Raw genomic sequence first — 13,639 nt, 5'->3', positions numbered from 1 at the left:
TAGGCTGCGAGCCCATGAGCAGTGCGACCGAGCCGATCGGGAACGTCCCCGCGGACGTTCCGGACGTCCACACCACCGCGGGCAAGCTCGTTGACCTCTACCGGCGCAACGACGAGGCGGTTCACGCCGGCTCGGCACGCGCGGTCGAGAAGCAGCACGCGAAGGGCAAGAAGACAGCCCGCGAGCGCATCGACCTCCTGCTCGACCCCGGCTCCTTCGTCGAGCTGGACGAGCTGGCCCGGCACCGGTCCACCAACTTCGGCCAGGAGCGCAACCGCCCGTACGGCGACGGCGTGGTGACGGGCTACGGCACCGTCGACGGCCGCCCGGTGTGCGTGTTCTCCCAGGACGTCACCGTCTTCGGCGGGTCGCTCGGCGAGGTCTACGGCGAGAAGATCGTCAAGATCATGGACCTGGCGATCAAGACCGGCCGCCCGATCGTCGGCATCAACGAGGGCGGCGGCGCGCGCATCCAGGAGGGCGTCGTCTCGCTGGGGTTGTACGGCGAGATCTTCACCCGCAACGTCCGCGCGTCCGGCGTGATCCCGCAGATCTCGCTGATCATGGGCTCGAACGCCGGCGGACACGTCTACTCCCCCGCGCTGACCGACTTCGTGGTGATGGTCGACCAGACCTCGCACATGTTCATCACCGGCCCGGACGTCATCAAGACGGTCACCGGCGAGGACGTGACGATGGAGGACCTCGGTGGCGGTCGCACGCACAACACCAAGTCCGGCAACGCGCACTACCTCGGCAGCGACGAGGAAGACGCGATCGCGTACGTCAAGGAGCTCTTGAGCTACCTGCCGTCGAACAACCTCTCCGACGCACCCGCGTTCGAGGGCACGCTGGCTCCCGGATCGATCTCCGACTCGATCACCGACGAGGACCGCTCGTTGGACACGTTGATCCCGGACTCCGCGAACCAGCCGTACGACATGCACGAGGTCATCACCCGAGTGCTGGACGACGGCGACTTCCTCGAAGTCCAGCCGCTGTTCGCGCCGAACATCCTGGTCGGCTTCGGCCGCGTCGACGGCCACTCGGTCGGTGTCGTCGCGAACCAGCCCACGCAGTTCGCCGGCTGCCTCGACATCGACGCCTCCGAGAAGGCCGCGCGGTTCGTGCGCACCTGCGACGCGTTCAACATCCCGGTGCTGACGTTCGTGGACGTGCCCGGCTTCCTGCCCGGCACCGACCAGGAGTGGAACGGCATCATCCGGCGTGGCGCCAAGCTGATCTACGCCTACGCCGAGGCCACCGTGCCTCTGGTCACCGTCATCACGCGCAAGGCGTACGGCGGCGCGTACGACGTCATGGGCTCCAAGCACCTCGGCGCGGACATCAACCTCGCCTGGCCCACCGCGCAGATCGCCGTCATGGGCGCGTCGGGCGCGGCGAACATCGTGCACCGCAAGACTCTCGCGGCCGCCGCTGCTGCCGGTGAGGACGTCGACGCCCTGCGCGCGCAGTTGCAGCAGGAGTACGAGGACACGCTGTGCAACCCGTACCAGGCCGCTGAGCGCGGATACGTCGACTCGGTGATCCCGCCGTCGTACACGCGCGGATACGTGGCTCGGGCGTTGTCGATGCTGCGGGACAAGCGGGAGACGCTGCCGCCCAAGAAGCACGGGAACATCCCGCTGTGACCGGGCCCGAGCCTCTGCTGCGCGTCGTCAAGGGCGCGCCGGACGACTACGAACTGGCGGCTCTGACCGCTGTCGTCGCCGGGCTGGCCGCGGCCGCGCCCGTCGAGGACAAACCTGCCGCGCGCTCGGAGTGGGCGAACCCGGCTCGCCGAGTCCGTCGCCCGCTCCAACACGGACCGGGCGCCTGGCGCGCCTCCGGCTTCCCCGGCTGACCGGAGTACGCGGGGAGCTTTCGTACTCTCCTGGAGTACGCGGGGTCCCCGCGTGCGGAGAAGTTCAGCAGCTCACGCGGCGGCTCGTGACGTTCAGGCCGACGGCGACCTCGCGGCAGCGGGTCTCGCCGTCGACCTTGAGCTTCAGCGTCCAGAACTCGCTGCCGTAAGCGTCCGTTTTGCGCAGCACCTGCGCCTGGTCGTGGTTGAGCGGCAGGTTGTCGCGCACGGCGGACACGACCTGGCCCAGCAGTGCGTTCTCGGCGCGGTCGACGTTGTTGGCGAACGGCCAGATCGGCACGCCGTAGCCGATGGGATCGCTCGCGAGCACGCTGCCGACGGCCCACGATCCGACGAGGCCGCAGAGCACGATGAACATGGCCGCGATCCGTCTGCGCTTGCCTTCGCGATCGGAACCGCGTTCGGTGAGGACAAGCACCCAGCGCTTCACTCGGTCGAGGGTGCCGACGAACGGGGTGGTGGCGCATCAGTAGTACTACTCGAACCGGCGGATCCGGCACGGACAGGGCTGCCTGGCGGGCCGTCTCGGCGCTCTGCGTCGGGTTCTTCATGATCCTGCTGGACACGACCATCGTGAACGTCGCGATGCCCTCGATGATCGAAGGCCTCAAGGCGTCGCTCAACGACATCATCTGGGTCAACAGCGCCTACCTGCTGGCGTTCGCGGTGCCGTTGCTGCTGACCGGGCGGCTGGGCGACCGGTTCGGGCCGAAGCGCGTCTACCTCGTCGGGCTCACGATCTTCGTGCTGGCCTCGCTGACCTGCGGGCTGGCCGGCAGCGCCGAGGTGCTCATCGCCGCGCGAGCCGTGCAGGGGCTGGGTGCCGCGGCCATGACCCCGCAGACGATGTCGTTCATCACCCACCTGTTCCCGCCGCACCGGCGTGGTGCCGCGCTCGGCATGTGGGGGTCGGTCGCCGGGTTCGCGACGGTGTCGGGGCCGCTGCTCGGCGGTGTGCTGGTCACGCAGCTCGGCTGGGAGTGGATCTTCTTCGTCAACATCCCGATCGGCGTGGTCGCGCTCACCCTGGTGGCGCGCTGGGTGCCGGACTGGCAGCCCGGCCGGTCGCCGCGGTTCGACGTCCTCGGGGTGGTGCTGTGCTGTCTCGGGCTCGGGCTGGCGGTGTTCGGGCTGCAGAACGGCGAGCACTACGGCTGGGGCAGGGTGGCCGGGCCGATCACCATCGCCGAGATCATCATCGCGGGCGCGGTGCTGCTGGTGGTGTTCGTGCTGTGGCAGGCGTCAGGGCGCAACGCCGCGCCGCTGCTGCCGTTGCGGATCTTCGGCAACCGGAACTTCTCGCTCGGCAACGTCGCCAACATGATCATCGGCTTCTCGGTCACCGGGTTGTTCGTGCCGCTGGTGCTGTTCGTGCAGACGGTGCCGAAGCTGTCGGCGTTCGAGGCGGGCCTGCTCACGGCGCCGACGTCGCTGATGTCCGGGGTGGTGGCGTTCTTCGCGGGGCGGCAGTCGAACGGGCCGGGCGCGAAGTACCTGCCGATCGCCGGCTTCATCATGCTCGGAGCCGGCATCTTCGTGATGACGCTGCAGCTGGGCGGGTCGCCGTGGGCGTTGCTGCCCGCGCTCGTGGTCGTCGGCGCCGGCATGGGAATGGTGTACTCGCCGCTCACCAACATCGCCACGAAGACGCTCGACCCGCAGCTCATGGGTGCGGGCTCGGGCATCTACAACACCTCGCGGCAGTTCGGCGGCGTGCTCGGCAGCGCGGGCACGGGGGCGGTGCTGCAGATCGGGCTGGCGGCGACGGGCGACTTCACCTCGGCGACGCGGGCCGCGTTGCTGATGCTGGTCGTGTCGACGGTCATCGGGGTGAGCGCGGCGGTGCTGATGAGGCGCGAAACGGGCGTGCGAGACTCCGCTGGTGCGTCTGATCCTGGCCTCCCAGTCACCCGCCCGTCTTAGCGTCCTGCGGTCGGCGGGCATCGAGCCCGTCGTCCGCGTGTCCGGTGTCGACGAGGACGCGCTGGTCGCGTCGCTCGCCGACCCCACGCCCGAGGAGACCGTCGTCGCGCTGTCGGCGGCGAAGGCGGAGGCGATCGAGCACGACGCCGAGTGCGTCGTGATCGGCTGCGACTCGATGCTGCTGTTCGAGGGTGAGCTCGTGGGCAAGCCCGGCACGGCCGAGGTCGCGCGGGAGCGGTGGCGGCGGGTCGCGGGCAAGAGCGGCGTGCTGATCACCGGCCACACCGTCCTGCGCGTTGCTCAAGGTGAAGTCGTCGACCGTGCGTCCGCCGCCGAGTCGACGACGGTGCGGTTCGGCACGCCGACGGACGAGGAGCTGGAGGCGTACATCGCGACGGGCGAGCCACTTCACGTCGCGGGCGGCTTCACGATCGACGGGCTCGGCGGCTGGTTCATCGACGGCATCGAGGGCGACCACACGTCGGTGATCGGCATCAGCCTGCCGCTCACCCGCAGGCTGCTCGGCCAGGTGGGTGTTTCCGTGTCCACACTCTGGTAGACCCTGGTCACACTTGGCTTGATCAGGGAAGACTGCCCTCATCGCGAGCGTTGGGGGCAAGCGGTGAACGAGTATTTGACGCGGCGCAGGCACATCGACCTGGCGCGCAGGACGAGCACGGGCTGTCGGAGCTAACGCCCCAGCCCCCAGTTCCGCTCATCCCTGCCCAGGAGATGTCCCAGTGTCGTTCGTCCAGACCTACCGCAAACCCAAGGTTTTCGGCCTGACCGTGCTCGGCGCGCTCGTTCTCGGCGCGCTCGCCGGCTGGCTCGGCAAGGGCACGTGGCTCGCGCCCGTGCTCGCCAAGATCGGCTCCATCTTCACGTCGCTGCTGCAGCTGACCGTGATCCCGCTGGTGTTCACCGCGATCGTCGTCGGCATCGCGTCGCTGCGGAACCTCGGCGGTGGCCGCACCGCCGCGCGGCTCGGCGGCAAGACGTTCCTGTGGTTCGCCATCACGTCGTTCATCGCCGTGCTGATCGGACTCGCGGTCGGCGCGATCATCCAGCCCGGCCAGGGCGTGCACATCGAACCCGCCGCCGGTGCCGTCGACAAGCTGGCCAAGCGCACGTCCGGTTCGTGGAGCGCGCTGCTCGACAACCTGATCCCCAGCAACGTCTTCAGCGCCTTCACCGAGGGCGAGGTGCTGCAGGTCGTCTTCATCGCGGTGCTCGTCGGGTTCGCCGCCTACGCGCTCGGCGCGAAGGCCGCGCCGTTCACGAACCTGGTCCGCTCGTTCTTCGACATCGTGCAGAAGGTCGTCGGCTGGATCATCCTGCTGGCGCCGATCGGCATCTTCGGTCTCATCGGCAACGCCGTCGCGTCGTACGGCAACTCGTTCGTGCGCCCGCTGTTCTCGTTGATCCTCGCGGTGTACATCGGCACGTTGCTGGTGCTGTTCGTGGTCTACCCGATCCTGCTGAAGTTCGTCGGCAGGACCTCGCCGGTCGAGTTCTTCCGCAAGGCAGGCACGGCGATCCAGTTCGCGTTCGTGTCGCGCTCGTCGGGTGCCACGCTTCCGTTGTCCCGCAAGGCCGCCACTGAGCTCGGTGTGTCGCAGGAGTACGCGAACTTCGCCGTGCCGCTGGGCACCACGACCAAGATGGACGGGTGTGCCGCGGTCTACCCGGCCGTCGCGACGATCTTCATCGCGAACCTGTTCGGCATCCAGCTCTCGGTGTGGCAGTACGTCGGCATCGTGCTCGTCGCGGTGTTCGGTGCTCTCGCGACCGCCGGCACCACCGGCTGGTACACGATGCTGACGCTGACGCTGAGCGTCGTCGGCCTGCCGCCGCAGGTGATCGCGACCGGGGTGGCCGTGGTCTACGCGATCGACCCGATCCTCGACATGATCCGCACCGCGACCAACGTGGCCGGGCAGATCACCGTGCCGGTGCTGGTGGCGCGCAGCGAGGGCCTGATCGAGTCGCCCGCCGAGGACCGCGAGCTCGTCAACGCCTAGGCATCAGCGCACGGCCTGATCTGTGACAGATTCGGCGTCGGTGCGGGCCAGCCGTCGAGCTGCTCCCGGACCGGCGCCGGACTCGTACAACCGATCACCGGCCCGATCGCCGAGAACACCTGCACGAACGCGTTGTTGCACTGACCGTCGCAGCCGTTCTGGGCCGTGACGATGTCCGCGGTGCCGTCCGCGTTGACGTCGTGCAGCCCGATGTACCCGGCGCTGGCCTGATAAGGGGCCTGCGCGCGCGACCACGTGCCGTCCTTGCGGATCAGCACCTCGCCGAGCGACTTGCCGTTCAGGTCGCCGCGCACCAGGCACACGCTGACCGGCGCTTCGGAGCACTGCAGCGAGTTGCCGTTCACCGTCGCGCCGGTCTCCGCGATGGTCATCTCGAAGATGAACGGGCCGGACTCGCCGGTCACCCTGATCCGCCCGCCACCCGTGCCGCCGAGCAGCTCGACGAGGTCTCTGCCGACCGATTTGCCGATGATGACCTGGCAGACGGTGGTACCGCAGCGCGCTCCCGCGTCGGTGCCGGATTGACCTGAATCGGTGTTGTGCGGCCGCTGGAAATAGGCGTGAACGAGCCCGGCGACGAAGACCGCTGCAGCGACGGCGGCGGTCACCTGCACGGACCTGGATGCACCCACATCGCAGATTGTGGCCGATGGGCTCACGATGGATGTGAAGTGAGCCGTCTCTCCCTCTCGGAGTTCACCGATTTCCGTAGACTGCGGCACCAGCCAGAGCCGTAATTGCCGGTCCAGCAGGAGGTACGACGCCGTGTCGCTGCGCAAGGTCCTCATCGCCAACCGCGGTGAGATCGCCGTCCGGGTCATCCGCGCCTGCCGTGACGCCGGCCTGGCCAGTGTCGCGATCTACGCCGACCCCGACCGCGACGCGCCGTTCGTCCGGCTCGCGGACGAGGCCTTCTCCCTGGGCGGCAACACGCCCGGCGAGAGCTACCTGTCGTTCGAGAAGGTGCTGGCCGCGGCCGCGCAGTCCGGTGCCGACGCGGTGCACCCCGGATACGGCTTCCTGTCCGAGAACGCGGACTTCGCGCAGGCCGTGATCGACGCGGGCCTGACGTGGATCGGGCCGACGCCCCAGGCCATCCGCGACCTCGGCGACAAGGTGACCGCGCGGCACATCGCGATGCGCGCGGGTGCGCCACTGGTGCCCGGTACCAAGGACCCGGTCAACGGTCCGGACGAGATCATCGCTTTCGCTTCCGAGCACGGGCTGCCGGTCGCGATCAAGGCCGCGTTCGGTGGTGGCGGTCGTGGCCTGAAAGTCGCGCGGACGCTGGAAGAGATTCCGGAGCTGTTCGACTCCGCGGTGCGCGAGGCCGTCACGGCGTTCGGGCGCGGCGAGTGCTTCGTCGAGCGGTACCTGGACAAGCCGCGCCACGTCGAGGCGCAGGTGCTCGCCGACACGCACGGGAACGTGATCGTCGTGGGCACGCGTGACTGTTCTTTGCAGCGCCGCCACCAGAAGCTGGTCGAGGAGGCGCCCGCGCCGTTCCTGACCGACGAGCAGCGCGCCACGATCCACTCGTCGGCCAAGGCGATCTGCCTGGAGGCCGGCTACCACGGCGCCGGCACGGTCGAGTACCTCGTCGGGCTGGACGGGTCGATCTCGTTCCTGGAGGTCAACACGCGCCTGCAGGTCGAACATCCGGTGTCGGAGGAGACGACCGGGCTCGACCTGGTGCGCGAGCAGTTCCGGATCGCGGCCGGCGAGAAGCTTCGTTTCACCGAGGACCCGACGCCGCGGGCGCACTCCATCGAGTTCCGGATCAACGGTGAGGACGCCGGTCGCGGCTTCCTGCCCGCGCCGGGCACCGTGACGTCCTTCGTGGCGCCGTCGGGTCCTGGCGTGCGCGTCGACGCCGGTGTGGAGAGCGGCTCGGTGATCGGCGGGCAGTTCGACTCGTTGCTGGCCAAGCTGATCGTCACCGGCTCCGACCGCGACGAGGCGCTGGCCCGTGCGCGCCGGGCGCTCGACGAGATGGTCGTCGAGGGCATGGCGACGGTGCTGCCGTTCCACCGCGTGATCGTGCGGGACGCGGCGTTCACCGCCGAGAAGCCCGAGGGGTTCACCGTGCACACGCGGTGGATCGAGACCGAGTTCGACAACCAGATCGCGCCGTTCTCCGGTTCCGGTGAGGCCGCTGACGAGGAGACGCCGCGTCAGACCGTGGTGGTCGAGGTCGGCGGGCGTCGTCTTGAGGTGTCGCTGCCCGGTGATCTCGCGGTCGGTTCCGGGCGTCCTGCTGCCGCCGCCGTGAAGAAGCCGAAGTCGAAGCGGGCGGGTGGCAGCTCGGCCGCGGTGTCCGGTGACGCGGTGGCCGCGCCGATGCAGGGCACGATCGTGAAGGTGGCGGTCGAGGACGGGCAGACGGTGGAGGCCGGGGACCTGATCGTGGTGCTGGAGGCCATGAAGATGGAGAACCCGGTGACGGCGCACAAGGCGGGCACGGTGACCGGGCTGGCGGCCGCTCCTGGTGAGCCGATCACGCAGGGCACCGTGATCTGCGAGCTGAAGGACTGACAGGTCGGGTTGCTCACCTACGATTGAGGGGTGAGCGACCCGTCCAGGGACATCCGCGTCGGTGACACCGAGCGGCAGCAGGCGTTGCAGGTGCTCGGCGAGCACATGAGCGCGGGCCGCATCGACATCGACGAGTACGGCGACCGGTCCGCGAAGATCACCACCGCGAAGACCCGCGGTGAGCTGATGGCGTTGTTCTACGACTTGCCGGATCCGCGGCCGCAGTTCGTCGCGCCGATGGCGATGTACCCCGAGCAGGCCAAGGCTCCCGCGCGCCGGTGGGAGGGGTCGGTCGTGCCCGTGGTGGGCATCGCCGTGGTGCTGGCGTTCTTCTTCGTGGTGAAGAACCCGCTGATCTTCGTGCTCATCCCCGTGGTGGCGCTCCTGTGGGGCCAGTGGAACGGACGCCGGCGCTGAAACCGTTGCTGTTGCTCGATCTCGACGGCGTGGTGCGCCGGTTCCCGCCGCTCGCGCCCGAGATCGCCGAGCGAGCCTTCGAACCTGAGCTGCTGAACAAGGCCGTCACCGGTGAGATCACCGACGAGCAGTGGCGGCACGAGGTCGGACTGGACTGGGTGGCGACGCCCGGCGAGGTGATCGGCGAGGCGCTGGCGCTGGTGCGGGCCGCGCGCAAGCAGTGCTTCGTGGCGTTGCTGTCCAACGCGACCACGCGGCTGGAGGCGGATCTCGCGCGGCTCGGGCTCGATGCGGAGTTCGACGCGATCTTCAACTCGGCGCGGCTCGGGGTCGCGAAGCCCGATCCGGCGATCTTCCGGCGGGTGCTGGCCGAGCTCGGCTACCCGACCGCGGTGTTCTGCGACGACACCGAGGAGAACGCCCGAGCGGCCTGTGCGGCGGGACTGGACGGCGTGCACGTGCCGGACACGAACGCGTTGCGGAAAGCGCTGGCGGTGCGCGGGCTGATCCCGCCGACGGTGCTGCTGATCCTGCCCGACCGCGACGAGGCCGAAGAGCTGGCCGCGGAGCTCGCGGAAGACGGCTGGGGGCCGTGCCACGTGCACCGGGACATGCTCGCGGGCGAGGACGACGCCGAGGACGTGGACTGGGTGATCGAGCTCACCACGGCTCCGGACGGCTCGCCGGCGGCCGCGCACCGGCCCGAGCTCGACGATCTGGCGGACCGGCACGACGGTTTCACCGGGGGCGATTAACCTCAGCGCGTGGAGCCAGTCGAGATCAACGTCGGCGAGTACTACCTGCGCGCCTTCCGCAACGACGACCGCGTCAGCGACGTGCCGGCGCTCATCGAGATCTACGCGGACCCGGAGACCAGGCGGTACATGAACCGCTTCACGATCGACGGCGTCCCGACCGCCGAGATGTTCATCATGATCATGACCAACGGCTGGCCGAAGGACTACCGCTGGTCGTGGGCGGTGTGCGAGGCCGTGACCGGGGACCTGGTCGCCGGGATCATCCTCAGCAACATCGACCTCAGCTTCGGGTTCGCGGAGGTCAGCTGCTGGACGCACCCCGCGCACCGCGGCAAGGGCGTACTGCCGTTGACGCTCAACGCCGTGCTGGGCTGGGTGTTCGGCGCGACGGACGTGCATCGGGTCGTGTACAAGCACTCCGTGTTCAACAAGTCGTCGCAACGCGTCGCGGAGAAGTGCGGGTTCACCCTGGAGGGTCGACTTCGCGAGACGACGACCGTCGATGACCAGCGCGTCGACGAGTTGCAGTGGTCACGACTGGCGACGGATCCACATCCGGAGCAGCTACCGTGACCGGCCATGCGGATCACGGCGCTCCTCATCGTTGCGGTGGCGCTGGCCGGATGCACGGCCGCACCTGCCCCTAGTGCACTGGACAGCCCGCCACCACCTCCGCCCCCGACGTCCTCCCAGCAGATGGACTTCCCGCAACGGCCGCGCGCCGTGCCGCTCGACGGGCTGGACCCGTGCGCGGTGCTCACCCCGGACCAGCGCACCTCGCTGAGCCTCGACAACCCGCCCAGCGCGTACGTCGAGAAGAGCTTCGGCGACGCGAAGGCGTGCACGATGCGCAGCACGACGAGCGGCAATGTGGCCCGGCTCGCGCTGGTGCTGGCGTCCGGCGCGGACGTGTGGCTCTCCGAAAACGCCCAAGTGGAGTACACGGTCAGCTCGATCGAGGGTTTCGCGGCGATTACCGTCCGCACACCCGACATCGACGACGTCTGCAACGTGGAGATCGACGTGGCGGACGGCCAGTTCCTCGACGTCATGTTCCGCGACGGCGGGAATTCCACTGCGGTGCAACAAGATCATCTTTGTCTGGGAGCCCAGCGGGTGGCAGAGGCGGCGATGGCCAGTTTGCTCCAGAAGCGCTGACCCACACGGGCGGATGTCACTGATCGCACTCCCCTGCGTTACCTTCGGTGGTTAGAGTGACGAAGCGCTTGTACGCACAACCGCCGGAGGTCGCACCATGCCGCCAGGGGGACGCAGCGGGGCTGACTCCTCGCCACCCGTCAGCCACGAGCTGAGCGTGGAACCAGAGGCGATCCCGGGGTTGCGCAGCACCTTCTCCGCCGCGCTGACCAAGCTCGACAAGCAGATCGAGATGGCGATCACCGAGTTCAGGGTCCGCCCGTGGGCGGGTGACCCGGTGAGCGCGGAGGCCGCGGAGAAGTTCAACGACCGCTCGATCTCCGACGGCGACTCGGCGCTGCAGGCGTTGCTGAACTACCAGCGGCAGCTCAAGACGGCGATGGACAACCTGAACCAGATCGAGCGCCAGTACCAGGTGGTCGAGGGCGACAACACCGGCATGATGAACAAGAGCGGGTGCTGACCATGGTCGATCACCGCTGGCAGGGCTACAGCCACAAGGAGCTGTACGACCGCATCCACGCAGGTCCTGGCCCCTCCGCGTCGTTCGCGTCGATGGAGCGCTGGCAGGGCGTGTCGAACGCGCTGACCGAGATCAACGACGACCTGCACAACGGCATCTCGCTGTCCGGCGCGAAGTGGACCGGCAAGGCGTCCGAGATGGCGCAGGCAGGCCTGAACCCGATCGCGGCGTGGGCGGACAGCGCCCGCACCGGCGCGGACGTGATGCGCTACTCGGCAGAGCTGCAGGCGGGCCACATCTCGAAGGCCCGCGCGGACATGCCCAAGCCCGTCGAGGTCACCTCGGAACAGCCGGGCGCCCTGGTCACCGGCCTCACCCACCTCTTCGTCGGCCAGACCGACCACGAGAAGCAGGAAGCGGCCCAGGACGCCGCCGAGCGCCGCGCCCGTGAGGTCATGAGCACCTACGCCTCGTCCACGACGGCGAACACCTCGACGCTCGGCCAGTTCAGCCAGCCGCCGCAGCTGAACATCAGCGGCACCGGCGTGACGCACGGCGGCGGCGCTCAGGTGGGCACGTCCGGAGCCTGGGTCGTCGGCCCGCAGGGCTCCACCAGCGGCGGCGTCACCCGCGGCCGCACCGGCACGGGTTCGCGCGGCACGTCCGCGCCTGCGCCGCGCAGCTCCACCCCGCCTCCTCCCGGCTCCTCGACGCGCACCTCGGGCACGTCGACGTCGACCGGTCACACCTCCAAGGGCACCACTTCGGTCTCGTCCGCCGGCACCACCGGTCCGGGCAGCACCGGCACCGCGGGTGTCGGTCTGCCGGGCCAGCGCTCCGGCCGGTCCTCGTCGCGCGAGACGAAGGAGATGGAAGAGGGCGCGACCGCCGCCTCGTCCGCCGCCGTGGGCCAGGTGATGGGTCACGGCAACGCGGCCGGTGTGGCTTCCGCCTCCGGCTCGGCGATGGGCTCGATGGGCACCGTCGGCGCGGCCGCGGACAACGAGCAGGTACACCGCCGCGCGGTGCCGTTGCAGCAGCAGTTCGACCCCTTCGGCGGCATGGGCCCGCGCAAGGGCGAGGACGAGGAGGACCTGGAGCACAAGGTCGCCGACTACCTGCGCGAACGTGACGACATCTACGGCGTCGGCAGCTACTCGATGCCGGTGATCGGGGAGAGCACGACAGACTGATGACTGTGCTGGGCCTGGACATGGGGACGAGCGACACGCGCGACCCGGTGATCATCTCCACGCTGGAGTTCGACGTTCTCTGGGACCACCTGGGCCTGGAGACGATGCCGCTGGTGCTGAAGGTGCCCTCGCCGGGCAAGACCCGAGACGAACGCCGCGAGATCGAGGACCGCGTCTGGCGCCAGCTCGGCGCCCGCGGCCTGGGCGGCCCGCGCTCCCTCGACCCGACCCTGGAAGACCTGCTGCACGTGCTGAACCGCCCGCAGCAGGAGATCGACGCCCGCATGTGGCTGGCGGACCGCAGCGTGCGGTTGCTGGCCGCGGGCAAGGGTCAGGCAGGCGTCCTCGCCGTCCTGGACGGCGGCCAGCTGATCCTCCGCCCCGCCGAGGCCGGTGGACTGCCGCGAGAGGCTCTCACCGTCCTCCCCGCGGCTCCGGCGGGCGAGGGTCACTCCATCACCCTGCCGTCCTCCGACCTGGACGCAGCGGCCGCCTCAGCGGCCACGCCGGAAGACCTCGAAGCAGGACTGCGGGGCCGCCTGCGAGGTGACGACGCCCACACCCTGGCCGAGATGGTCCGCGACGCCTCGAACCGCGGCCAGTTCGGTGCCGCGGCGCGGGACAAGTGGGGCAAGCGGGTGCGACCGGACCGGGTGGTCGCCTTCTACGACACGCCGAAGGGCCGCTACCTGCAGATGCGCCGGGCTTCGGAGGGCCAGGCGCCGTGGTCGACGATCACGCCCGTCGACTACCGCCGCATGCACCACCACCTGGTGGAGCTGCTGGCGGAAGCCGCCGGCTGACAACGCGCGATCAGGGGCCGATGCCCTGGCAGGGGCGGGTGCGCAGGTCGTTCACGTAGTCGTCCGGCGCACCGGCGGCCTCGGCCGCGTCGGCGACCACCCCGATGTACCGGGCAGACGGCAGCCCGCCCTCGTACGCGTCCAGCACGTACAGCCAGGCCACCACGGACCCCTCGAGCGTCTGCACCCGCAACCGGATCTTCTTGTAGAGGCCGAGCGCGCCCTCCCACCGGTCCAGGCGCGACTCGTCGCGGGGCGAGACGTCGTAGAGCACGCAGAACGTCTGCTGGTCGGGCTCTTCGACGATGGTCGCCAGAGCGCCTTCCCAGCCGAGGTCCTCTCCACCGAACGTCAGACGCCAACCGACGAGCCAGCCGGTCCCCGCGAGCGGGGAGTACGGGGCTCGCTCCATCATCTGGTTCGGATCCATGTTCGACCCGTACGCGGCATAGAGCGGCACGT

The 13,639-nt window shown here is 69.4% G+C and carries 16 protein-coding genes; 13 read left to right on the top strand and 3 right to left on the bottom strand.

The genetic code is table 11. The annotated features are described in order from the left end of the window. Positions 1–14 precede the first annotated feature (14 nt). Together ABZX92_RS15985 and ABZX92_RS15980 are read left to right on the top strand one after the other, a co-directional pair. Complete coding sequence (locus ABZX92_RS15985; protein WP_355559122.1) at positions 15–1,652, top strand: acyl-CoA carboxylase subunit beta; 1,638 nt, start codon at positions 15–17, stop codon at positions 1,650–1,652. Further along, positions 1,649–1,864: an acyl-CoA carboxylase subunit epsilon gene (locus tag ABZX92_RS15980; RefSeq protein WP_355559120.1), complete on the top strand. Its 216-nt coding sequence runs from the start codon at positions 1,649–1,651 to the stop codon at positions 1,862–1,864. Before ABZX92_RS15985 ends, ABZX92_RS15980 begins: the two co-directional genes overlap by 4 nt. A 64-nt stretch (positions 1,865–1,928) precedes the next feature. Here ABZX92_RS15980 and ABZX92_RS15975 read toward each other — a convergent pair whose 3' ends face one another. Further along, a complete protein-coding gene (locus tag ABZX92_RS15975; protein WP_355559117.1) occupies positions 1,929–2,315 on the bottom strand; it encodes a hypothetical protein in 387 nt (128 codons plus the stop codon). A gap of 35 nt (positions 2,316–2,350) precedes the next feature. On the opposite strand from ABZX92_RS15975, the gene ABZX92_RS15970 reads away from it, so the two are divergent. The 3 genes from ABZX92_RS15970 to ABZX92_RS15960 all read left to right on the top strand — a co-directional run bounded on the left by ABZX92_RS15970 (position 2,351) and on the right by ABZX92_RS15960 (position 5,829). Next, positions 2,351–3,808 (top strand): DHA2 family efflux MFS transporter permease subunit, encoded by a 1,458-nt coding sequence (locus ABZX92_RS15970; protein ID WP_355559173.1) that lies wholly within the window; start codon positions 2,351–2,353, stop codon positions 3,806–3,808. Then, on the top strand, positions 3,768–4,367 hold the full coding sequence (locus ABZX92_RS15965) for a nucleoside triphosphate pyrophosphatase (protein ID WP_355559114.1): 600 nt from the start codon (positions 3,768–3,770) through the stop codon (positions 4,365–4,367). The genes ABZX92_RS15970 and ABZX92_RS15965 overlap by 41 nt, the downstream gene beginning before the upstream one ends. A gap of 181 nt (positions 4,368–4,548) precedes the next feature. Next, a complete protein-coding gene (locus ABZX92_RS15960; RefSeq protein WP_355559112.1) occupies positions 4,549–5,829 on the top strand; it encodes a dicarboxylate/amino acid:cation symporter in 1,281 nt (426 codons plus the stop codon). Here the strand turns inward: ABZX92_RS15960 and ABZX92_RS15955 are convergent. Then, entirely contained in the window at positions 5,826–6,482 is a 657-nt protein-coding gene (locus ABZX92_RS15955) for a hypothetical protein (RefSeq protein WP_355559109.1), read from the bottom strand. The two genes, ABZX92_RS15960 and ABZX92_RS15955, sit on opposite strands and share 4 nt — an antisense overlap. A gap of 133 nt (positions 6,483–6,615) precedes the next feature. Here ABZX92_RS15955 and ABZX92_RS15950 point away from each other — a divergent pair, with 133 nt between their 5' ends. The 8 genes from ABZX92_RS15950 to ABZX92_RS15915 all read left to right on the top strand — a co-directional run bounded on the left by ABZX92_RS15950 (position 6,616) and on the right by ABZX92_RS15915 (position 13,177). Then, positions 6,616–8,385, top strand: coding sequence for a biotin carboxylase N-terminal domain-containing protein (locus ABZX92_RS15950; protein ID WP_355559106.1), 1,770 nt, complete (start codon positions 6,616–6,618; stop codon positions 8,383–8,385). Positions 8,386–8,415: 30 nt separating this feature from the next. Further along, entirely contained in the window at positions 8,416–8,802 is a 387-nt protein-coding gene (locus tag ABZX92_RS15945; protein ID WP_355559104.1) for a DUF1707 domain-containing protein, read from the top strand. Beyond that, positions 8,781–9,557, top strand: coding sequence for an HAD-IA family hydrolase (locus tag ABZX92_RS15940; protein ID WP_355559102.1), 777 nt, complete (start codon positions 8,781–8,783; stop codon positions 9,555–9,557). The genes ABZX92_RS15945 and ABZX92_RS15940 overlap by 22 nt, the downstream gene beginning before the upstream one ends. Before the next feature lie 9 nt (positions 9,558–9,566). Then, entirely contained in the window at positions 9,567–10,133 is a 567-nt protein-coding gene (locus tag ABZX92_RS15935) for a GNAT family protein (RefSeq protein ID WP_355559099.1), read from the top strand. A gap of 6 nt (positions 10,134–10,139) precedes the next feature. Next, positions 10,140–10,718 carry a DUF3558 domain-containing protein gene (locus ABZX92_RS15930; RefSeq protein WP_355559096.1) on the top strand — a complete coding sequence of 193 codons (579 nt, stop codon included), beginning with the start codon at positions 10,140–10,142 and terminating at the stop codon, positions 10,716–10,718. A gap of 97 nt (positions 10,719–10,815) precedes the next feature. After that, on the top strand, positions 10,816–11,181 hold the full coding sequence (locus ABZX92_RS15925) for a transcriptional regulator (protein WP_355559095.1): 366 nt from the start codon (positions 10,816–10,818) through the stop codon (positions 11,179–11,181). Between the two features lie 2 nt (positions 11,182–11,183). Then, positions 11,184–12,374, top strand: coding sequence for a PPE domain-containing protein (locus tag ABZX92_RS15920; RefSeq protein ID WP_355559092.1), 1,191 nt, complete (start codon positions 11,184–11,186; stop codon positions 12,372–12,374). Then, the gene (locus ABZX92_RS15915; protein ID WP_355559089.1) at positions 12,374–13,177 is read left to right on the top strand and encodes an ESX secretion-associated protein EspG; all 804 of its coding nucleotides are present in this window, start codon (positions 12,374–12,376) and stop codon (positions 13,175–13,177) included. The genes ABZX92_RS15920 and ABZX92_RS15915 overlap by 1 nt, the downstream gene beginning before the upstream one ends. Positions 13,178–13,187: 10 nt before the next feature. Here ABZX92_RS15915 and ABZX92_RS15910 read toward each other — a convergent pair whose 3' ends face one another. Next, the gene (locus ABZX92_RS15910; protein ID WP_045317832.1) at positions 13,188–13,637 is read right to left on the bottom strand and encodes a gamma-glutamylcyclotransferase family protein; all 450 of its coding nucleotides are present in this window, start codon (positions 13,635–13,637) and stop codon (positions 13,188–13,190) included. Positions 13,638–13,639 lie beyond the last annotated feature (2 nt).

Origin of the sequence: Lentzea sp. NPDC006480 (assembly GCF_040611995.1) — a bacterium.
Taxonomy (GTDB): domain Bacteria; phylum Actinomycetota; class Actinomycetes; order Mycobacteriales; family Pseudonocardiaceae; genus Lentzea.
Note: the sequence above shows the minus strand (reverse complement) of the source record. Positions and strands in the feature narration are given on the sequence as shown.